This is a genomic window from Prescottella equi (genome assembly GCF_002094305.1).
Classification (GTDB): domain Bacteria; phylum Actinomycetota; class Actinomycetes; order Mycobacteriales; family Mycobacteriaceae; genus Prescottella; species Prescottella equi.
Genome location: NZ_LWTX01000001.1, coordinates 171,241 through 191,677, shown reverse-complemented (window position 1 = coordinate 191,677; position 20,437 = coordinate 171,241). Strand labels below are relative to the sequence as shown.

Below are 20,437 nucleotides of genomic sequence, written 5' to 3'. Positions count from 1 at the left end.
GATGCTCGACCGATTCGACAGGCGCTGTGTTCCGCTCGCGATCGCCACGGTGGTCGTGCTGGTGATGCTGTTCTCTCCCGGCTCCACGGTCCCGAGCGGACCGGAGAACAGCGACAAGATCACCCACGCGCTGATGTTCGCGGCGCTGGCCCTGACATCGCGCTATGCCCGGATCGGCGTGGGATGGACGGCGGCGTGGCTGCTGACGTTCGCCGCGGTGTCCGAGGTGCTGCAGGGCGCCCTGCCGATCCAGCGAAGTTGCTCGGTGTGGGACGCGGCGGCCGACGCCGTAGGCATCGTGGTCGGTCTGGTGGCCGCGCGGGTGCTGGCACGCCCGCTGCGCATCCCCGTCTGAGCCGCTCTCAGCCCTCCAGCAGGTGCGCGCGGATCGCGTCCTGTCCGGCGACGTCGATGCCGAGTCCGTCCGCGAAGTAGCCCTCGATCGAGCCGAACTTCTCGCGCATCTGGGTGAGGGCCGCCTGGAGGTACTCCGGCCGCACGCCGAGGACCTGCTTCAGCAGTTCCGGGTTGCCGCCGGCGGCGGTGAACTTGTCGAAGATCGACGCGAACGCCGGCAGCAACTGCTCGTTGGTGAGCAGATACTCGTGGAAGACGGCGTCCTCGTCCAATCCGAGCAGGAGCAACAGCGAGGCCGACGCCCAGCCGGTGCGGTCCTTGCCGGTGGTGCAGTGCACGAGGGCCGGAAGATTGTCGTGCGCAGCCAGATCCGTGAACAGCGTGCGGTACGACGCGATGGCGCTCGGCAGGGTCACGAAGTCGCGGTAGCTGCCGAGGAAGTAGTCGAGCGCCTTGTTCTCGCCCAGCATCGACACGGCGATCGACGGATCCGACATCACGGCCTGCATCTGTGCGGGCACCGAGCGCAGCGCCTTGTCGGCGAGGACGTCGAGCGGGACCTCACGTGCCGACGGCGGCAACCGGTCCGGCGCCGCCTCCCGCTCGGAGTGGGTACGCAGGTCGAACACCGTCACCAGGCCGAGCTCCGCCAGACGCGGGGCGTCGTCGACGGTGATCTTGCTGAGGTCGGTCGAGCGGTAGTAGCGCCCGAACCGGATGGTCGCGCCGTCCCGCGTGCGGTAGCCGCCGACGTCACGCAGGTTCGGGACGGACTCGATCGGGATGCTCGCACCGGGCTTCTCCCCGGAGGTTGACGTCATGCGCCCGAATCTAGACGAACCCGGCGGCCGAGGCTCGTGAAAGTCTCGGCCGCCGGGCTCGTGTCGTGTGGGGTGGGCCGTCAGCTCAGCTTCTTCGAGCGCAGTTCGTGGCCCTTCGAGGTCTTGCAGCGGCCGGTCTCGAGGTCCCACTGCCAGCCGTGCAGGTTGCACGTCAGGTTGGAGCCCTCGACGACGCCGAACTTGCTCAGGTCCGCCTTGAGGTGCGGGCAGCGACGCTGGATCTCGTAGCCGCCGACCTCGATCGAGGCGGTGTCGTCGTGCGCCTCGGCGAACCAGCCGTCGGCGTACGCGATGCGCTCGTCGGTGAGGCACTTGAAGAACGTGTAGAGGAACTCGTTGTACCCGCCGACGCGCCACGCCTCGAAGCGGGTGGACAGGAAGATCGTGTTGACCCAGTCCGGTTCGTCGTCGCGCAGCACGGTGCGCACCAGTTCGGGCGCGATGCGGAAGCCGTAGCGATACTTGCCGTCCCCCTCCTGCGGCTCGCGGACCGTGCGATTCGGGAAGTCGAGGACGACGGTCTCGTCCCCCATCACCAGTCCCACCGGGTAGCCGATGCCGTCGCAGATCACGTCGGACTGCGCCATGATCGGCTCGAACTTGGCCTTGAGCGGTCCGAGCAGCGGCTCACCCTCGGCGGGCGCCCACGAGGCCTTCTCCGCGGCGATGACGGGCGCCATGCGCTGCGCCATGTCCTCGATGTAGGCGGCCTTGTCGGTGAAGATCTTCTCGACGTCGGCGTCCGGGATGGGATGCGCCAGGGTGGCCTTCTCGCCGTGGATGTCGACGGTCGAGCCGGGGATCATCAGCAGGCCGCCGTCGTTGCCGTGGATCTTCATCTGCTCGAGGAACACGATCTGGTCGGGGAAGATGTTGCCCTCGTCGCCGTGATCGTCGTTGAGCGAACGGAGCGCGTCGTCGAGGAACACCGGCGGACCGGCGGACGGCACGACCCAGGTGGCGCCGACCTGCTCGATGTAGCTGCGGCAGCGGTCCATGCCGCGCTGGCGCTTCTGCTTGCCGAAGTTGCGCTTGGTGCCGGCCGGGATGTCGTAGACCATCGGGTACCAGATGGCGCCCGAGTACTGCAGCAGGTGGATGTCGATCTTGCCGAACGCCTCGAGCATCGGGTCCATGTCGACGGGCCGGGCGTCGTTCATGTTGAAGCACACGGTCTCGCCGTCGGAGACGACGAGGCCGGAGTCGCCGATCGGGCCGTCGGCCGGCGCGCGCAGCGCGATGATCATGATGTCCAGGTCGCCCTTGGGACCGCTCACCGTGTGCTTGACGGAGTCCTCGGTCTCGAAGAACTTGGTGAAGCCCAGCTTGCGGAGTTCACGCTCGAGGTCCGGCACCGGGTAGTCGGGGAGCAGGACGGTGGCGTCCTTGTTGACGTGCGCGGCCAGGGTCTCCGGATCGAAGTGGTCCTTGTGCAGGTGCGAGACGTACAGGTAGTCGACGTCCCCGAGGGCGTCCCAGTCGAGACCGGTGTTGTCCGGGAACGGGAACCACGACGCGAAGTACGCGGGATTCACCCACGGGTCGCAGAGAATCGACCCCGCTTCGGTCTGGATGTGGAATCCGGCGTGTCCGACGCTGGTGATCTGCACTCGTCTGCCTCCTCGATAGACCTCGACAATCGTAACGAGGCGAGGCCGCGATCCCGCCCGGCGCACCACCGATGTGGGCCGAAACACCAGGTATTCGGGACTTCGGCCCCTACGGATGCACCGCGGCCAGGGTCTGATCGAGCGCGTCGACGGCGGCGTCGAGTTCGGCGATGGTCACGGTGAGCGGCGGCCGGAACCGGATGCCGCGCTCCCCCGTCGCCAGGAACAGGACGTGTTCGCGCTCCCGCAGCCGCGTCACCACTCGGTCCCGGTGCGCGGCCGTCGGCAGCGTGATCGCGCACATCAGCCCGCGGCCCCGTGGCTCGGTGACGGCGTCGTGGGCGGCCGCGAGGTCGTCGAGCCGGCGCAACAGGTGGGTGCCGCACAGCCGGGCGCGGTCGATCAGACGGTCCTCCTCGATCACTTCGAGGATCCGGCGGGCCCGGACCATGTCGGTGAGGTTGCCGCCCCACGTCGAGTTGATCCGCGAGCTCACCTCGAAGACGTTGTCGTGCACCTCGTCGACGCGGCCGCCGGCCATGATCCCGCACACCTGCGTCTTCTTGCCGAAAGCGACGATGTCGGGGGTGACGCCCAGCTGCTGGTACGCCCACGCGGTTCCGGTGAGCCCGCAGCCCGTCTGGACCTCGTCGAAGATCAGCAGCGCGTCGTGTTCGAGGCACAACTCCCGCATGCGGGCGAAGAACTCGGGCCGGAAGTGGTGGTCGCCGCCCTCGCCCTGGATCGGTTCGGCGACGAAGCACGCGATGTCGTGCGGGTGGTCGGCGAATGCCCGCCGGGCCTGCGCGAGAGCGCGTTCCTCGGCCTGTTCCACGTCCTGTCCGTCGGTCAGGTACGGCGCGTCGATCCGTGGCCAGTCGAACTTGGGGAACCGCGCGATCTTGGTGGGGTCGGTGTTGGTGAGCGAGAGCGTGTAGCCGCTGCGCCCGTGGAACGCCTCGGTCAGGTGCAGCACCCGGGTGCCGAGCGCGGGATCGCGTCCGGCGGCCTCGTTGCGGCGGCTCTTCCAGTCGAACGCGACCTTGAGCGCGTTCTCCACGGCGAGGGTGCCGCCGTCGACGAAGAACAGGTGCGGCAGCGCCGGATCCCCGAGCACCCGCGCGAACGTGTCGACGAACCGCGCCATCGGGACGGTGTAGACGTCGGAGTTGCTGGGCTTGTTTATCGCAGCGGTCGCGAGTTCGTGACGGAACGCGCCGTCGTCGGCGAGTGCCGGATGGTTCATGCCGAGCGCGGACGACGCGAAGAACCCGAACATGTCCAGATACGCGGTGCCGTCCCGTTGATCGACCACGCTCACTCCGCGTGAGGCCTCCAGATCGAGGACCAGGTCGAAACCGTCCGCGAGCATGTGCGCTCGCAGGACGTCGTGCACTCGCCCGGCCGGCAGGTCCGAGTCACCGGCCGCGGGGCGGACCGCGGTGCTCATGCTCAAAGGCTACGTCAGCGTTCCGCCCCACGTCCGGGCATCGAGGCTCGTACGATCGAGGAGCGATGGCCGAAATCCACGAACTGCGGTCGAGATTCGCTGCGGCGCTGTCTCGCATGTACGGCCGCGAGGTTCCGGAGTACACGACGCTCGTGGACGTCACCGAACAGGTCAATGCGGACCATCTGGCCGCGCACCCGGACACCGCGGAACGCCTCGGCAGCATCGGACGGGTGACCGCGGAACGGCATGGCGCAATCCGGGTCGGGACGCCGGCGGAGATGCACGACGTCGCGGTGCTGTTCGCCGGCTTCGGCATGTACCCGGTGGGCTTCTACGACCTGCGCGAGGCGACGCCGCCGGTGCCGGTGGTATCCACCGCCTTCCGCCCGATCGATCCCTACGAGTTGGCGCGTAACCCGTTCCGGGTGTTCACGTCGATGCTGACGACATCGGATCGGCGCTTTTTCGATGCCGACCTGCAGCGGCAACTCGACGGCTTCCTGGCACGCCGTCGCTTGTTCCCGGACGTGCTGTTGTCATTGGCCCGCCGCGCCGCGGACGACGGGGGCCTCGACGAGCCGCAGGCGCAGCGCTTCGTGGCGCTCGCGACGTCGGTGTTCGAGTTGTCGCACGAACCGGTGGACCTGGGGTGGTATCGCGAACTCGAGCAGGTCTCCGCGGTGGCCGCGGACATCGGCGGCGTCACCAGCACCCACATCAATCACCTGACGCCGCGGGTGCTCGACATCGACGACCTGTACGCGCGGATGTCGGCGCGCGGCATCGCGATGATCGACCGGATCCAGGGGCCGCCGCGGTGGGACGGCCCGCCGGTGCTGCTGCGGCAGACGTCGTTCCGGGCGCTGGCCGAACCGCGCCGCTTCGCGCTGCCCGACGGCTCGGTCACCGACGGCGCGCTGCGGGTGCGGTTCGGCGAGGTCGAGGCACGCGGGATCGCACTCACCCCGAGTGGGCGGGCACTCTACGACGAGCTGATGGACGCGGATCCGTCGAACGCGAACGGACTGTGGGACAAGCGGTTCCCGGCGTCGGAGGACGAACTCGAGAAACACGAGGCCGCCTACTTCACGTACCACGACGGGGTGCGCGAACCGATCGTCTACGAGGACTTCCTACCGAAGTCCGCGGCCGGCATCTTCCGATCGAATCTCGACACCGACACCGACACCCACACCGACACTGCCGCGTCCGCCGCAGAGTCCGGCACCGACTTCTCCCGCGCCTCGCTGGCGGCGGCGATCGGCCGGGACATCCACGATCCGTACGAGCTGTACCGACGTCAGCAGGAACAGTCGAGAGGACAACGGCGATGACACTTCCCGGCACAGGACTGTTGGCGGACCGGGCGATCGCGGCGCTCGGTCGTTGCGGGGCAACACTTCCCGACATCGCCGGCGACGCCGGACCGGCCCCCATCGAAGCGCGGACGCCCATCGACGGTTCCGTGCTGGCCTTCCTGCACCCCAGCACGTCCGCCGACGTCGACGCGGCGGTGCGGGGCGCAGCGGAGGTGTTCCCGCCGTGGCGGACTACGCCTGCCCCGGGGCGGGCCGCGGTGGTCCGCCGGTTGGGTGAGCTGCTCGTCCAGCACAAGACCGACCTGGCGGACCTGGTGACCCTCGAAGCGGGGAAGATCCGCTCCGAGGCCCTCGGCGAGGTCCAGGAGATGATCGACATCTGCGAGTTCGCGGTCGGACTGTCCCGGCAGCTGTACGGGCGCACCATCGCCTCGGAGCGGACGGGGCATCGGCTGGCGGAGACGTGGCATCCGCTCGGCGTGGTGGCGGTGATCTCGGCGTTCAACTTCCCGGTCGCGGTGTGGTCGTGGAACACCGCGCTGGCGCTGGTGTGCGGTGACCCGGTGGTGTGGAAGCCGTCCGAGACGACCCCGCTCACCGCGATCGCGTGCGACGCGCTGCTGCGCCGGGCGGCGGCCGAGACCGGAGCCCCGGACGGCCTGCACCACGTGGTGCTCGGGACGGCGGTGGTGGGCGAGCAGTTGGTCGACGACCCGCGGATCGCGCTCGTGAGCGCGACCGGATCGGTCCGGATGGGCCGCGCGGTGGCGCCCCGGGTAGCAGCCCGCTTCGGCCGCTGCCTGCTGGAGTTGGGCGGCAACAACGCCGCGGTGGTGACGCCGTCGGCCGATCTGGATCTGACCGTGCGCGCGGTGGTCTTCGCGGCCGCCGGGACCGCGGGACAGCGCTGCACGACGCTGCGCCGGCTCATCGTGCACCGGTCGATCGTCAACGAGGTGACCAACCGGATCGCCGACGCGTACCGGCAACTGCGGGTGGGCAACCCGTTCGACGACGGCGTCCTGGTGGGCCCGTTGATCTCCGGAGCAGCGCTGCACGCGATGCACTCCGCGCTCGACACCGCGCGCGCCGACGGCGGCGTCGTCGTCACCGGCGGCGAACGCATCGGTGGCGGCGGCTCGTTCTACGTCAGGCCCGCGATCGTCCGGATGCCGTCACAGACCACGATCGTGCGGGCCGAGACGTTCGCGCCGATCCTCTACGTCCTCGCGTACGACACGTTCGACGAGGCCATCGAACTGCACAACGCTGTCCCGCAGGGGCTCTCGTCGTCGATCTTCACCACCGACCAGCGCGAGGCCGAGCGATTCCTCGCCTCCGACGGCTCCGACTGCGGCATCGCGAACGTCAACATCGGCACGTCCGGCGCCGAGATCGGTGGCGCGTTCGGCGGCGAGAAGGACACCGGTGGCGGGCGTGAGTCCGGCTCGGACGCCTGGAAGTCGTACATGCGCCGCGCCACCAACACCGTCAACTACTCCGACGAACTCCCCCTCGCGCAAGGGGTGGAGTTCGGCTAGCCGGTCTGCTCGCCGCGGTTCTCGTCGCGTCGCAGCCGCGCGTCGTAGTCGGCCCGTGCGGTGGGGTCGACGCGGGTCAGTGCCCGCTCACCGCCGACGGCGCGGCGGATCCACCGCACCAACCGTTCCGGTGCCACGGCGAGCCCGACGTCGAGTGCCGCGAGGTAACCCGGAACGGGTGTCTCGGCGCGGCGGGTGCGGACGGTACGGACGATCGCGTCGGCGATGTCCTCGGGATCGACCGTCGGTAGTCCCTTGCCGAGCGGTATGCCCGACGTGAGCGTCGTGCGTACGGCGCTCGGCAGGACAGTGCTGACGCTCACTCCGTGGTCGGCGAACTCGAGCCGGGCTGTCGCCGAGAGTCCCACGGCCGCAAATTTGCTGGCGTTGTACACCGCCAGCCCGGGGATCGCGATCTTCCCAGCGAGCGACGCGACGTTCACGACGTGCCCGCGTCCGCGCTCGATCATGCCGGGCACCACGGCCCGCATCCCGTGGATCGGGCCCCACACGTTGACGTCGATCGTCATCTCACCGGTCGCGTCCGGCTCGTCGAGGAACCCGCCGACCGGCATGACACCGGCGTTGTTGACGAGGATGTCGATCGCCCCGACGTCAGCCACACACGCGTCCCATGCCGTCCGGGACCGGACGTCGAGAACATGGGCAGTGCCGATGCCTGCTGCGGCGTGCTCGACCGCACCCCGATCGAGGTCGGCGAGGGCGACGTCCGCTCCACGGGCGGCGAAGGCATTCGCGGTGGCGCGGCCGATGCCGCGTCCGGCACCGGTCACGAGCACTCGTGCACCCTCGAGCGCGATGTCGGGATACCGGGTCATGACGACACCTCCGTCGACGTCAGGTAGGCCGATGCGTCGAAGTCGCGCAGTCGTTCTCGCATGCGACCCGTCGACCACGGCCAGTTGAAGCTGTTGCGGCCGTTGACGTCCAGGAAGTAGCTCTGGCAGCCACCGGCGTTGTAGACGGTGGTGGTGAGGGCCTGCTGCACCTCCGCATTGAACGCCGCCTGCACCTCGGGGCGGGTCTCCATCCGGGTCCAGCCGGCTGCGCGCGCAGCTCCGATCGCCGCCGTCAGGTAGTCGAGCTGCGCCTCGAGGATCATGAACGCCGACGTGTGGCCGGTACCCAGCGCCGGACCCAGCAGCACGTACGCGTTGGGGAATCCCGCGACGGTGGTGCCGAGGTACGCCTGCGGACTGCCCTTCCAGTGGTCACCGAGGCTGCGCCCCTGACCGTCGAACACCCGTCCGGCGATGGGCATGTCGAGGATGTGGAAACCGGTGCCGAAGATGATGGCGTCGACCTCCCGTTCCTGCCCGTCCGCGCCGATCACCACGTTGCCCCGCACCTGCCGCACCGCGTTCGCGTGCACCTCCACGTTCGGACGGTTCAGCGCCGGGTAGTAGCTGTTGGACATCAGCAGCCGCTTGCAGCCGAGGGTGTAGTCGGGGGTGAGCGACCGCCGCAGTTCCGGATCCCGGATCTGCGCCCGCAACTGCATGCGGCCGATCTGCTGGATCACCCGCAGGATCCACGGGTTACGGAAGCCGACCCCGAGGGCCTCCATGATCCCGTACTGGATGCGCCGCAACGCGTTCAGCGCCCCGGGCACCGCTCCGATCGCCGCCCGGACCGGACCCGGCAGCGTGGTGTCGGGCTTGGGCAGTACCCACTGGGCGGTCCGCTGGTACAGGTGCAGTTCCCCCACCACCGGCGCGATCTCGGGGACGAACTGCACCGCCGACGCGCCGGTCCCGACGACGGCGACGCGCTTGCCGGACAGGTCGTAGTCGTGGTTCCAGCGCGACGAGTGGAACACCTCCCCGGCGAACCCGTCGAGCCCCGGAATGTCGGGGACGAGCGGCTGATTCCACGGGCCCGCGGCCGCGATCACCGCGTTCGCGGTGAAGGTGCCGTTCGACGTCTCCAGCACCCACCGCCGCGTCGGCTCGTCCCACTGGGCACGCAGCAGTTCGGTGCCGAACTCGACTCGCTCGTGCACGCCGTGCTCGGCGGCCGTCCGCTCGATGTATTCGCGGATCTCGTGCTGTCCCGCGAACAGTCGGCTCCACCCCGGGTTCGGTGCGAACGAATACGAGTACAGCGCGGACGGCACATCGCACGCGCACCCCGGATATGTGTTGTCGCGCCACGTTCCGCCGAGCGCGTGGGCCTTCTCGAGGATCAAGACGTCGCCGATCCCCATGCGCTGCAACCGGATCACGGCACCGATACCCGAGATTCCGGCCCCGACGACGATCACCTCGTGGTGGCCGGTCATGCGGACGCTCCCGTCGCGAGGGCGCGCTGCACCGACGTTCGGGTGCTGCGCAGCGAGTGTTCCAGAGTGGCGAGTCGGCGCCTGTCGTCCATGAAGTTGGGGCCCATCACAGCGAGATCCTCGGCCGTCGCGTCGACCCGGATCACCCGCGTGCCGGACGCCTCCAACGCCGCACACTCGGCGTCGAGTCCGGCACTCATCCAGTTCCGCAGGACCGCTCGCTCGAGAGCGGCCGATCCCCGGCCGGGCACCCGACCCCGGGAGGCCATGGGCGCCAGCACGACCACCTCGTCGAGTCCGCGTTCGGCCAGCAGGTCGGCCGACGCGGTGGATGCCGCACCGCCGTCGACGTACCTCCGGCCGCCGATGGTGACCGGCCGCATCCAGCCCGGGATCGCCCACGACGCCCGCAACGCCTCGGACAGCGCCGCCTTCGGCGCCCCCTGCGCGCCGAAGGGCACTCGCTCCCCGGTCGCGGCGTCCATCGCGACCAGCCACGTCTGCGGATGCGCGACCCAATCGCCGGATGCCGCGACGCCGGTGGCGAGGCGGTCGAGCCATTCCGCGTCTCCGCGCCCCTCCGGGAGCAGTCCGCTCAACCGGGTCATGGTGGGCAGCGCACGCCGCAGCAGGCCGGGCGCACCCGGGCGTGGGCGCGGCAGTGGAGGGAATCGGCCGGGCGCGCCTGCGAGGTGTCCGGCGAGCACAGGATGCGTCGACTCCCCGAGTTGCATCGCGAGGATCTCGTCGACACCGATGCCGCTCCCGAGCATCGTGACGAGTTCGGCACCCGCGGACGTGCCGACAAGAACGTCGGCGTCGCGTGGGTCCCACCCGAGGGCGTCCCGGATCGCGATCAGCGCCGCGACCGTCCATGCTGCCCCCAGCGTCCCCCCGCATCCGAGGACCAACCCGCGACCGAGATATGTGTCACTCGAAGTCATATCCAGAAACTAGCAGCATTCAAATACTCTCGGTAGCCCAAATGTCGTGAAGAATGACGGCATGGCACGTTTGACCAGATCGGAAAGCCAGGCCCGCACCCGCGCGGAGCTGCTCACGACCGCCCGCGACCTGTTCCTCACCGACGGCTACGCGCTGACTTCTCTCGAGAAGGTCGCCGAGACGGCGGGCTACTCGAAGGGCGCGGTGTACTCGAATTTCCGCGGCAAGAAGGAACTGTGCCTCGAGGTTCTCGACCTGATCCACACGACGAAGTTCGAAGAGGTGGCAGCGCTCGTGGCCGCCGACGGCGAACTCGACGAGCTTCTCGAACGTATCCAGGAGTGGGCCGAGCGCACCTTGGGCGACGTGGGTTGGACGATGCTCGAGTTCGAGTTCATCGCCGCCTGCCGGCACGACCCCGACGTGCAGGCCGCGCTGGCATCGGCCCTGGGGATGGCGCACGGAATGGTTCTCGCGCTGGTGAATTCGCTGACCGCCGCGACCGGTACCGCGCTGCCGCTGCCGCCCGAGGAGGCGGCGCGCAGCATCCTCAGCCTCGGAGTGGGCCTCGGTATCCAGCGCGCCATCGACCCCACCATCTCGGCGCGGATCGTCACCGACAATGTGCGCGCCCTCCTGCACCGAGGCTCGCCCCTCCCCGACTCAGGGGCGAGCGTCGGCTCATGACCCTCCGGCTCGGTCAGTACAGGGTGCCGATGAAATCGAAGATCGCGGGCTGAACCGCAGGGTTGGCGTTGCTGATTCCGGTGGCCGCGCCGATGACGCCACCGATCGCCGCACCGGGGATACAGCCGACGAACAGGAACAGCACACACCCGACGACCGCGCCCACACCGGCGCCGATCTGCGCATTCATCTGGCCGCCGCCCACCCAGCCCTTCTCGATCTCGCTGATCATGTTCGAGTAGGCGTCCTGGCGCGCGTCCACGTTGTTCAGCGCACTCACACCCTGTGCCGGGATCGCCGGCGTGAGAGTGAGTTTGCCGCCGTCGACCGACGGCACCAGCGGAACGTCCACCCCGGCCACCCGGTAGGTGAGCGGGACGGTGCCGACGGTCGTCCCCGCCGGATCGACGACGTCGACGACGTCGCCGGCCACCCGGAAGGTGCCCGCATCGAGGACGGTGTCGAGCGACGTACCGTTCGCGCCGATCTGGGTCTGGTAGTGGATTGCGCCCGGCGCCGGCGGCGGCCCGGGCTCGGCGTAGGCGGTACCGGTTGCCACGCCGAGTGCAGCGATGGCGAGCACGGACACAGCCGCAGTCCTGTGGAGTTTCACGGGGAGCTCCCTCCTTGCGGGAAGACGGCCCCGACCTGGTCAAAGACCGTCCGGAACATCCATTAGACTAATGAGTGGAGGCCGGTCTGTACGGCCTAACCGGGATTCCTGACCGATTCTCGGACGACTTCGACGACGGGCCCCGTCGCCGGTCCGGCAGCGTCCGGTGATGTCCGATTCGACCGCATTCGCCCCGGCATACCGACTCTCCGGCGCGAGCGTGCCGACCACCGCGTGGGACACCGGCGTGGAGTAGAGACGCGATGTCGCCTCCGCGACCGTCGGGCGCCCGCATCGCTGATCGGCGAAGTGTCGGTACCTGCAGGCAAGATGGACCGCATGGACGCCGTCCTCGATCGCTTCTCCGCGCCCACCAGGGAGTGGTTCGACGGTGCCTTCCCCGCACCCACCGCCGCCCAGTTGGGTGCGTGGGACTCCATCGCGAGTGGTTCGCACACGCTCGTCGTCGCGCCTACCGGGTCGGGAAAGACGCTGTCGGCGTTCCTGTGGGCGCTGGACCGGTTGGCGACGGCGGTCGAGGCCGGCGCATCCGACGAGAAGCGCGCCGCTGAGCGGCGCACCACGGAGCAGCGCACCACCAAGGTGCTCTACATCTCTCCGCTCAAGGCGCTCGGCGTCGATGTCGAACGCAACCTGCGGGCGCCGCTGGTAGGCATCACACAGACCGCGAAACGTCTGGGGTTCGAACCGCCCGAGATCCGCGTCGGTGTGCGGTCGGGGGACACCCCCACCGGCGAACGGCGCAAGATGATCAAGACGCCGCCGGACATCCTCATCACCACACCCGAGTCGCTGTTCCTGATGCTCACGTCGTCGGCGCGGGAGACCCTCACCGGCGTGGAGACCGTGATCGTCGACGAAGTCCACGCGGTCGCCGGCACCAAGCGCGGCGCCCACCTCGCGCTGTCGCTCGAGCGTCTCGACATGCTGCGCGACAAACCGGTCCAGCGGATCGGACTGTCGGCCACGGTGCGCCCGCACGAGGAGGTGGGCCGCTTCCTCGCGGGTTCGGCACCGATCCGCATCGTCGCTCCCCCCGCGGCGAAGACGTTCGATCTCACGGTGCGGGTCCCGGTCGAGGACATGACGGAACTCGGTATCGCCGAGCCCGATCCGGAGTCGCTGTCGCCCACTCCGCAGGCCGGGTCGATCTGGCCGCACGTCGAGGAACAGATCGTCGATCTGATCCTCGACCACCGCTCGTCGATCGTGTTCGCGAACTCGCGCCGGCTCGCCGAGAAGCTCACCGCCCGGCTCAACGAGATCTACGCCGAACGGCTCGGCGGCGCCGTCGAGAAGCAGGGCAGACCGCCCGCGCAGCTCGGCGCGCCCACCGAGGTCAACTACGGTGCCGATCCCCTGCTGGCGCGGGCCCACCACGGCTCGGTCAGCAAGGACCAGCGGGCGATCATCGAGGACGACCTCAAGTCCGGGCGTTTGCGCTGCGTGGTGGCCACCAGCAGCCTGGAACTCGGAATCGACATGGGCGCAGTCGATCTCGTGGTGCAGGTGGAGGCGCCGCCGTCGGTCGCGAGCGGGTTGCAGCGCGTCGGCCGCGCCGGACACCAGGTGGGCGAGATCTCCCGTGGTGTGCTCTTCCCCAAGCACCGCACCGACCTCATCCACTGCGCCGTCACGGTCGAACGTATGACGAACGGCAAGATCGAGGCACTCGAGATTCCCGCGAATCCGCTCGACATCCTCGCGCAGCAGACCGTCGCCGCCACCGCCCTCGAACCTCTCGACGTGGAACAGTGGTACGACGTCGTCCGGCGCAGCGGTTCCTTCGCGACCCTGCCCCGTTCGGCGTACGAGTCGACGCTCGACCTGCTCGCGGGTCGCTATCCGTCGGACGAGTTCGCCGAACTGCGTCCCCGCCTGGTGTGGGACCGCGACGGTGGCACCCTCACCGGGCGCCCCGGTTCGCAGCGTCTGGCCGTCACGTCGGGCGGCGCGATCCCCGACCGCGGCCTGTTCGCCGTCTACATGGTGGGCGAGCGACAGTCCCGGGTCGGCGAACTCGACGAGGAGATGGTCTACGAGTCCCGCGTGGGCGACGTGTTCGCGCTCGGCGCCACCAGTTGGCGGATCGAGGAGATCACCTACGACCGGGTGCTGGTCAGTCCCGCGTACGGGCTGCCCGGACGGCTGCCGTTCTGGCACGGCGACGGTCTCGGCCGTCCCGCCGAACTCGGCGAGGCCCTCGGCGGCTTCCTGCGCGAGCTGTCGTCGAGCACGCCGGACGAGGTGGCCGCGCGTCTGGTCGCCGCCGGGCTCGACACGAACGCCACCACCAACCTCGCCGCGCTGATCGAGGACCAGCAACAGGCCACCGGGCGGGTACCCACCGACCGAACCCTCGTGGTGGAGCGCTTCCGCGACGAGCTCGGCGACTGGCGACTGGTGCTGCACTCGCCGTACGGGCTGCGGGTGCACGCACCGTGGGCGCTCGCGATCGGTGCGCGCCTGCGTGAACGATTCGGTGTGGACGCCGCCCCCACCGCGTCCGACGACGGCATCATCGTGCGTCTGCCCGACACCGACGACACCCCGCCCGGCGCGGAACTGTTCGCGTTCGAGCGCGACGAGATCGAGGACATCGTCACCGACGAGGTGGGCGGCTCGGCGCTGTTCGCGTCCCGGTTCCGTGAATGTGCCGCACGCGCACTGCTGCTACCCCGCCGCACCCCCGGCAAGCGGGCCCCGTTGTGGCAGCAGCGGCAGCGGTCGGCACAGTTGCTCGACGTCGCGCGCAAGTTCCCGACCTTCCCGATCCTGCTCGAGACCGTGCGCGAATGCCTGCAGGACGTCTACGACCTGCCCGCGTTGCGGGATCTGTTCGGCCGCATCGCCCGCCGGCAGATCCGGATGGTCGAGGTCGAGACCGCAACGCCGTCACCGTTCGCGAGTTCGCTGCTCTTCGACTACGTGGGCGCGTTCATGTACGAGGGCGACAGCCCGCTCGCCGAGCGTCGCGCAGCCGCACTGTCGCTCGATTCCACACTGCTCGCCGAACTGCTCGGCCGGGTGGAGTTGCGCGAACTGCTCGACGCCGACGTCATCGCGAAAGCCGAGCGGGAACTGCAGCGGCTGACGCCCGAACGCCATGCCCGCGACGTGGAGGGCATGGCCGATCTGTTGCGTCTGCTCGGCCCGGTCACCACCGAGGAAGCCGCCGAGCGCTCCACCGCCGACCCGGTGCCGTGGCTCGACGAACTCGTCGCGCACCGGCGCGCGCTGCGCGTCTCGTTCGCAGGACGCCAGTGGTGGACGGCCGTCGAGGACGCCGCCCGGCTGCGCGACGGACTGGGGGTGCCGCTGCCCATCGGTACTCCGGCCGCCTTCATCGAACCCGTCGACGATCCGCTCGGCGATCTGCTCGGTCGTTATGCGCGCACGCACGGACCGTTCACGGTGTCGGAGGCCGCGGAGCGCTTCGGAATCGGCTCCGCCGTCGCTCGCGACGTCCTTGCGCGACTGGCGAACGAGAAACGTGTCGTCGAGGGCGAGTTCCGGCCCGGCGCGTCCGGCAGCGAATGGTGCGACGCCGAGGTGTTGCGCCGACTGCGGCGCCGCTCGCTCGCGGCGGCGCGGGAGGAGGTGGAGCCGGTCAGCACAGCGACGCTGGGCCGGTTCCTGCCCGGCTGGCAGCATGTCGGCGGCTCGCTGCGCGGACTCGACGGCGTGGTGACGGTCGTGGAACAGCTTGCGGGCGTTCCGGTTCCCGCGTCAGCCCTCGAATCGCTGATCCTGGCGTCGCGGGTGCGCGACTACTCCCCCGCGATGCTCGACGAACTCACCGCCACCGGCGAGGTGCTGTGGTCCGGTGCCGGGCAGATCTCCGGCAAGGACGGCTGGGTGAGCCTGCACCTGGCCGACTCGTCTCCGCTGACATTGGCGACGCCCGCCGAGATCGATCTCACCGACCTGCATCGCAGCATCCTCGACACCCTGACCGGCGGCGGCGCGTACTTCTTCCGGCAACTGTCCGACACCGTGCAGTCCACCGACGACACCGCACTCGCCGCCGCGCTCTGGGACCTGGTGTGGGCCGGGTACATCGGAAACGACACGTTGGCCCCGCTGCGGGCACTGCTGTCGGACACCTCGCGTGCCACCCCCAGCCACCGCACGCCGCGGCGTGCGCCCCGCGCTCACGCGTATCGCCGGCTCGGACGTCCCACGATGCCCACCCGCAGCGGCCCGCCCACCGCGGGGGGACGGTGGTCGCTACTACCCGAGCCGGAACCCGACCCCACACTCCGCGCCCACGCCACCGCCGATCTGCTGCTCGAGCGGTACGGCGTCGTCACGCGCGGCTCGGTGGTCGCGGAGGAGGTCCCCGGCGGCTTCGCGTCGATGTACAAGGTGCTCACCGGCTTCGAGGACGGCGGACGCTGCCGGCGCGGCTACTTCGTCGACACCCTCGGGGGCGCGCAGTTCTCCACGCCCGATGTGGTCGATCGCTTACGCACCCACAGCGACTCGATCGAGGGCCGCCACACGACGGCACCTGCCGTCACACTCGCCGCGTCCGACCCCGCGAACCCCTACGGCGCGGCACTGCCGTGGCCGCAGTCGATGGCCGGTGACGATGCCCCCAAGCATCGCCCGGGCCGCAAGGCCGGGGGCCTGGTGTCGCTCGTCGACGGCGAACTGGTGTTGTTCGTCGAGCGCGGCGGACGGACCGTCCTCACCTTCACCGACGACATCGGGGTCCTGCGCACCGCCGCCGAATCGCTTGCCGCCACCGTGAAACGCGGCGGCATCGACAAGGTCGTCGTCGAGAAGGTCGACGGCGCCACCATCCACGGCAACGACTTCGCGCCGTTGCTCACCGAGGTGGGCTTCTCGGCCACCCCGCGTGGCTTCCGATTGCGGGCGTGACGCGATGCCCGAGGGAGACACCGTGTGGCAGGCCGCGCGACGCCTCGATACCGCGCTCGCCGGTCGCGTCCTGACCGAGTGCGACATCCGGGTGCCGCGCTACGCGACCGTGGACCTGTCCGGCGAGGCGGTCGACGCGGTCGTCGCCCGGGGCAAACATCTGCTGACCCGTATCGGCGCGCACACGATCCACACGCACCTGAAGATGGAGGGCTCCTGGCAGGTGTATCCACGCGGCGCTCGATGGCGGCGTCCCGCACACCAGGCACGGATCGTCCTGGGCACCGAAGACACTGTCGCCGTGGGCTTCTCCCTCGGGATCACCGAAGTGATCGATCGCAGCGACGAGGAGAGTGTGGTGGGGCATCTCGGCCCCGATCTACTCGGCGCGGACTGGGACGCTGCGGTGGCCACCTCGAATCTCGTTGCGGCGGGCGAACGTCCCATCGGGGAGGCACTGTTGGACCAGCGCATCATGGCGGGTATCGGCAACGTGTACCGCAACGAGATCTGCTTCCTGCGCGGCGTCGATCCGCGCACCCCAACCGCTCGGGTGCCGGACCTGCCGAAGGTGGTCGACCTCGCGCACCGGGTGCTCCGCGCCAACCGGGACCGACCCGTCCGTGTCACCACCGGCGACCGGCGGCCGGGACGACGGGACTGGGTGTACGGGCGCGGCGGCAAGCCGTGTCTGCGCTGCGGAACTCCGATCGCCGCGGCTGAGTTCGGTGAGGAGCCCGGCCGTGAGCGGTCGATCTTCTGGTGTCCGAACTGTCAGCCACTGCTCCCGCCCGGCGGCTGACCCGCCGCCTGCAGCAGCGCGACGCAGTGCGCGACGAACTGCTCGCGCGGAGCGGTGATCGTGCCGTCGAGGTATCCGATGAACAGGCTCGTCAAAGCTCCGACCAGACCGACCGCCGTCATCTGACGCTCGTCCGGATCGGACAGCGGCGAGAGTTGCTGGTGCACCAGGAGGACGAATGCCGGCGCGAGTTCGAGTCCCTGTCCACCCAGCGCCGGTTCGGCCAGTGGTGCGAGTAACAGCACCCGCCCGCGCGCCGGATCGTCGACCATCAACTCGACGAACGCCGACACCGCCGCGACCGCCCGATCCTGCGGCGATCCCGACGACGCCACGGCCGCGACGAGCGCGTCCCGCGCCTGCCTGCCCACGTCCTCGTACACGGCCCGCACGAATTCGTCCCGGTCGGCGAAGCTCTCGTAGAAGTAGCGCTCGGTGAGCGCGGCGGCTCGGCAGACCGCTCGAACGCTGACGGCGGCGCCGCCCTCTGCGCCCAGCAGTTCGATTCCGGCAGCCAGGAGTGCCTCCCGGCGCGCGGCGCGGCGTTCCTCGAGGCCGGCGCCCGCCCAGGTCCGCCGTTGCGCGTCCAACAACCCTCCAGTCCTTGACCGACTTCCGCCGATCCTAATCCGACAACAGGTGTAGTCACTCTTTCGGGAAGTCGGCTCGCATGACGGGCTCGTTCACCGCAACGATCCGAGTCACTACGCGCCACCCATGGGGTGATTGTGCGACGCTCTGTCGCATGGAATCGGATCTCCGCTCGTTGCTGCACCGGCCGCTGCTGAGCCGGTCCGTGCCGCTCGACAAGGACAACGCCGCCAGCCGGATCAGTGCCTACGTGTACGGCAACATCCTCATCCTCGCGGCGTTGATCCCGGAAACGATCTCGCGCAGCGATTCCCGCACGATCGCCGTGGTCGCCGGCACGGCGATCTCCACGTTCATCGCGCACGCGTTCGCCGAGGGGGTGGGCAAGTCGGTGCGCTCGGGCCGTCAGCTGACCACCGCCGAACGCTTCGCGGAGCTTCGCGACTCGGTACCGGTACTGAGCTCGGCGGTCGTGCCGATCGTCGTGCTGGGCACCGCATACTTCGGCTGGCTCGAACCGTTCACCGCGCAGGTGATCGCCGAGGTCGCGATCCTCGTCCGGATCGCGTCCATGGTGTTCGTCATCACGCGCCTGCGCGGCGAGCGGCCGTCCGGTTACACGCTGATCGCGGCGGCGGCGCTCGCCGTCGTCGCCACCGCGATCGTCGTGCTCAAGGTCGTGCTGACCCACTAGGGGCGGTGCCGGGTACCGGTTCGAGAATTTCCGCGCGGGCTTCGGGCGCCGCGGCACGCAGGGCGTCGGCGGAGAGGTCGTCGGGCTGCGCCTGCGAGAGCACCTCGGCCTCGACGCGGGCGCGGTACGTTTCGACCTCGCGGTCGATCGTGGCGTCGTCCCAGCCGAGGATCGGCGCGACCAGGCGGGCCACCTGCTCGGCGCAGTTCACCCCGCGGTGCGTGTACTCGATCGAGATGCGCGTGCGGCGGGCGAGGATGTCCTCGAGGTGCAGCGCACCCTCCGCGGCGACGGCGTACACGGCCTCCGCCTGCAGGTAGTCGGGCGCATCGGTGATCGGCTGCAACAGTTCCGGCGACTGCTTGGCCGGGGCGAGAACCTCGTCGATCAGCGATCCGTAGCGACCGAGCAGGTGCTTGATCCGATAGGGGTGCAATCCGTAGAGCTGTCCGAGGTGCACCGCCTGGTTCACGAGCGCGAAGTAGCCGTCCGCGCCCACCAGCGGAACCTTCTCGGTGATCGACGACGCGACGGCCGCCGGAAGATCCTCGGCCGCCAGATCGACGGCATCTTTGCCCATCACCCGGTAGGTGGTGTACTTCCCGCCGGCGATCGCGACCAGGCCCGGCGCCACGCGCGCCACCGCGTGCTCGCGGGACAGCTTCGACGTCTCGTCGCTCTCCCCCGCAAGCAGTGGACGCAAACCCGCGTAGACGCCGTCGATGTCCTCGTGGGTGAGCGGGGTGACCAGCACCTTGTTGACGTGGCCGAGGATGTAGTCGATGTCGGCCTCGGTGGCGGCAGGGTGCGCGAGGTCGAGGTTCCAGTCGGTGTCGGTGGTGCCGATGATCCAGTGGTTACCCCACGGAATCACGAACAGCACGGACTTCTCGGTACGCAGGATGATCGCCGAGTCGCTCACGATCCGGTCGCGCGGAACCACGATGTGCACGCCCTTCGATGCGCGCACCCGGAACCGGCCCCGCTGGTGCGAGAGCGCCTGGATCTCGTCCGTCCACACGCCGGTTGCGTTGATGACGACGTGTCCCTTCACTTCCGTGGTGGCGCCGGTCTCCGAATCCCGCACGCGCACACCGGACACTCGGTCCGCCTCGCGCAGGAAACCGACGACCTGCGTGGAGGTACGCACCACCGCACCGTAGTGCGCCGCGGTACGCGCGACCGTCATCGTGTGACGGGCGTCGTCGACGACGGTGTCGTAGTAGCGGATACCGCCGATCAGCGCATTACGCTTGAGTCCGGGCGCCATCCGCAGCGCGCCGGCGCGCGTCAGATGCTTCTGTGCCGGAACGGACTTCGCGCCGCCCATTCGGTCGTACAGCAGGAACCCGGCCGCCATGTACGGGCGCTCCCACCCGCGATGGGTCAGCGGGAAGAGGAACTTGAGCGGTTTGACGAGATGCGGCGCGAGCGTCGACATCGACAACTCCCGTTCGTGCAACGCCTCCGCGACGAGCCCGAACTCGAGCTGTTCCAGGTAGCGCAAACCCCCGTGGAACATCTTCGACGAACGGGACGACGTGCCCGACGCGAAATCCCGCGCCTCGACGAGCGCGACCTTCAGTCCGCGGGTCGCGGCGTCGAGGGCCGCGCCCACACCGACCACCCCGCCACCGATCACCACCACGTCGAACTGCTCGGTTCCCAACTGGTCCCACGCCTGCGCCCGCTGCTGCGGGCCGAGGAACTGCACACCAGGCTGCTTGTCCAACTCGGTCTCCCGTGGTTGTCGGCGAATCTGGTCTCAGGCTA

Annotated in this window: 16 protein-coding genes; 7 read left to right on the top strand and 9 right to left on the bottom strand. The window is 69.5% G+C overall.

Features of this window, described 5'->3' with window-relative positions; genetic code table 11:
• The first annotated feature begins 1 nt into the window (after nt 1).
• Nucleotides 2-355: a VanZ family protein gene (locus tag A6I89_RS00940; protein WP_022597192.1), complete on the top strand. Its 354-nt coding sequence runs from the start codon at nt 2-4 to the stop codon at nt 353-355.
• A 7-nt stretch (nt 356-362) separates the two neighbouring features.
• On the opposite strand, the gene A6I89_RS00935 is transcribed toward A6I89_RS00940, so the two are convergent.
• The 3 genes from A6I89_RS00935 to lat form a co-directional block, all read right to left on the bottom strand.
• Nucleotides 363-1,178, bottom strand: coding sequence for a tyrosine-protein phosphatase (locus tag A6I89_RS00935; RefSeq protein WP_022597193.1), 816 nt, complete (start codon nt 1,176-1,178; stop codon nt 363-365).
• Between the two features lie 80 nt (nt 1,179-1,258).
• A complete protein-coding gene (locus A6I89_RS00930) occupies nt 1,259-2,809 on the bottom strand; it encodes an MBL fold metallo-hydrolase (protein ID WP_013416780.1) in 1,551 nt (516 codons plus the stop codon).
• A gap of 109 nt (nt 2,810-2,918) precedes the next feature.
• Entirely contained in the window at nt 2,919-4,259 is a 1,341-nt protein-coding gene (gene lat, locus A6I89_RS00925; RefSeq protein ID WP_022597194.1) for an L-lysine 6-transaminase, read from the bottom strand.
• A 65-nt stretch (nt 4,260-4,324) separates the two neighbouring features.
• Here lat and hglS point away from each other — a divergent pair, with 65 nt between their 5' ends.
• Both hglS and amaB read left to right on the top strand, forming a co-directional pair.
• The gene (gene hglS / locus A6I89_RS00920; protein WP_022597195.1) at nt 4,325-5,596 is read left to right on the top strand and encodes a 2-oxoadipate dioxygenase/decarboxylase; all 1,272 of its coding nucleotides are present in this window, start codon (nt 4,325-4,327) and stop codon (nt 5,594-5,596) included.
• Nucleotides 5,593-7,122, top strand: coding sequence for an L-piperidine-6-carboxylate dehydrogenase (amaB, locus tag A6I89_RS00915; protein WP_022597196.1), 1,530 nt, complete (start codon nt 5,593-5,595; stop codon nt 7,120-7,122). The genes hglS and amaB overlap by 4 nt, the downstream gene beginning before the upstream one ends.
• Here amaB and A6I89_RS00910 read toward each other — a convergent pair.
• The 3 genes from A6I89_RS00910 to A6I89_RS00900 are packed head-to-tail and all read right to left on the bottom strand — an operon-like array spanning nt 7,119 to nt 10,368.
• Nucleotides 7,119-7,961 (bottom strand): SDR family oxidoreductase, encoded by an 843-nt coding sequence (locus A6I89_RS00910; RefSeq protein WP_022597197.1) that lies wholly within the window; start codon nt 7,959-7,961, stop codon nt 7,119-7,121. The two genes, amaB and A6I89_RS00910, sit on opposite strands and share 4 nt — an antisense overlap.
• Nucleotides 7,958-9,424: a flavin-containing monooxygenase gene (locus A6I89_RS00905; protein ID WP_022597198.1), complete on the bottom strand. Its 1,467-nt coding sequence runs from the start codon at nt 9,422-9,424 to the stop codon at nt 7,958-7,960. The genes A6I89_RS00910 and A6I89_RS00905 overlap by 4 nt, the downstream gene beginning before the upstream one ends.
• The gene (locus A6I89_RS00900; protein WP_022597199.1) at nt 9,421-10,368 is read right to left on the bottom strand and encodes a patatin-like phospholipase family protein; all 948 of its coding nucleotides are present in this window, start codon (nt 10,366-10,368) and stop codon (nt 9,421-9,423) included. Before A6I89_RS00900 ends, A6I89_RS00905 begins: the two co-directional genes overlap by 4 nt.
• Nucleotides 10,369-10,429: 61 nt before the next feature.
• On the opposite strand from A6I89_RS00900, the gene A6I89_RS00895 reads away from it, so the two are divergent.
• On the top strand, nt 10,430-11,056 hold the full coding sequence (locus A6I89_RS00895; RefSeq protein WP_005518617.1) for a TetR/AcrR family transcriptional regulator: 627 nt from the start codon (nt 10,430-10,432) through the stop codon (nt 11,054-11,056).
• 13 nt (nt 11,057-11,069) lie between these two features.
• On the opposite strand, the gene A6I89_RS00890 is transcribed toward A6I89_RS00895, so the two are convergent.
• Nucleotides 11,070-11,669 carry a DUF8020 domain-containing protein gene (locus tag A6I89_RS00890; protein WP_226347365.1) on the bottom strand — a complete coding sequence of 200 codons (600 nt, stop codon included), beginning with the start codon at nt 11,667-11,669 and terminating at the stop codon, nt 11,070-11,072.
• 339 nt (nt 11,670-12,008) lie between these two features.
• On the opposite strand from A6I89_RS00890, the gene A6I89_RS00885 reads away from it, so the two are divergent.
• Nucleotides 12,009-16,577, top strand: coding sequence for an ATP-dependent helicase (locus tag A6I89_RS00885; protein WP_022597200.1), 4,569 nt, complete (start codon nt 12,009-12,011; stop codon nt 16,575-16,577).
• A gap of 4 nt (nt 16,578-16,581) precedes the next feature.
• Nucleotides 16,582-17,379, top strand: a complete 798-nt coding sequence (locus tag A6I89_RS00880; protein ID WP_022597201.1) for a DNA-formamidopyrimidine glycosylase family protein — start codon at nt 16,582-16,584, stop codon at nt 17,377-17,379.
• Here A6I89_RS00880 and A6I89_RS00875 read toward each other — a convergent pair.
• Nucleotides 17,352-17,969, bottom strand: a complete 618-nt coding sequence (locus A6I89_RS00875) for a TetR/AcrR family transcriptional regulator (RefSeq protein ID WP_022597202.1) — start codon at nt 17,967-17,969, stop codon at nt 17,352-17,354. The genes A6I89_RS00880 and A6I89_RS00875 overlap by 28 nt on opposite strands.
• A 155-nt stretch (nt 17,970-18,124) precedes the next feature.
• On the opposite strand from A6I89_RS00875, the gene A6I89_RS00870 reads away from it, so the two are divergent.
• Entirely contained in the window at nt 18,125-18,664 is a 540-nt protein-coding gene (locus A6I89_RS00870) for a hypothetical protein (protein WP_005518606.1), read from the top strand.
• On the opposite strand, the gene A6I89_RS00865 is transcribed toward A6I89_RS00870, so the two are convergent.
• On the bottom strand, nt 18,642-20,396 hold the full coding sequence (locus A6I89_RS00865) for a glycerol-3-phosphate dehydrogenase/oxidase (RefSeq protein WP_005518605.1): 1,755 nt from the start codon (nt 20,394-20,396) through the stop codon (nt 18,642-18,644). The two genes, A6I89_RS00870 and A6I89_RS00865, sit on opposite strands and share 23 nt — an antisense overlap.
• Between the last annotated feature and the right edge of the window lie 41 nt (nt 20,397-20,437).

Excerpts from the sequence above, each read along its gene's own strand:
- A6I89_RS00940 (WP_022597192.1), top strand. The coding sequence starts at position 2 with ATGCTCGACCGATTCGACAGGCGCTGTGTTCCGCTCGCGATCGCCACG.
- A6I89_RS00935 (WP_022597193.1), bottom strand. The coding sequence starts at position 1,178 with ATGACGTCAACCTCCGGGGAGAAGCCCGGTGCGAGCATCCCGATCGAG.
- lat (WP_022597194.1), bottom strand. The coding sequence starts at position 4,259 with ATGAGCACCGCGGTCCGCCCCGCGGCCGGTGACTCGGACCTGCCGGCC.
- hglS (WP_022597195.1), top strand. The coding sequence starts at position 4,325 with ATGGCCGAAATCCACGAACTGCGGTCGAGATTCGCTGCGGCGCTGTCT.
- amaB (WP_022597196.1), top strand. The coding sequence starts at position 5,593 with ATGACACTTCCCGGCACAGGACTGTTGGCGGACCGGGCGATCGCGGCG.
- A6I89_RS00910 (WP_022597197.1), bottom strand. The coding sequence starts at position 7,961 with ATGACCCGGTATCCCGACATCGCGCTCGAGGGTGCACGAGTGCTCGTG.
- A6I89_RS00905 (WP_022597198.1), bottom strand. The coding sequence starts at position 9,424 with ATGACCGGCCACCACGAGGTGATCGTCGTCGGGGCCGGAATCTCGGGT.
- A6I89_RS00900 (WP_022597199.1), bottom strand. The coding sequence starts at position 10,368 with ATGACTTCGAGTGACACATATCTCGGTCGCGGGTTGGTCCTCGGATGC.
- A6I89_RS00895 (WP_005518617.1), top strand. The coding sequence starts at position 10,430 with ATGGCACGTTTGACCAGATCGGAAAGCCAGGCCCGCACCCGCGCGGAG.
- A6I89_RS00885 (WP_022597200.1), top strand. The coding sequence starts at position 12,009 with ATGGACGCCGTCCTCGATCGCTTCTCCGCGCCCACCAGGGAGTGGTTC.
- A6I89_RS00880 (WP_022597201.1), top strand. The coding sequence starts at position 16,582 with ATGCCCGAGGGAGACACCGTGTGGCAGGCCGCGCGACGCCTCGATACC.
- A6I89_RS00870 (WP_005518606.1), top strand. The coding sequence starts at position 18,125 with ATGGAATCGGATCTCCGCTCGTTGCTGCACCGGCCGCTGCTGAGCCGG.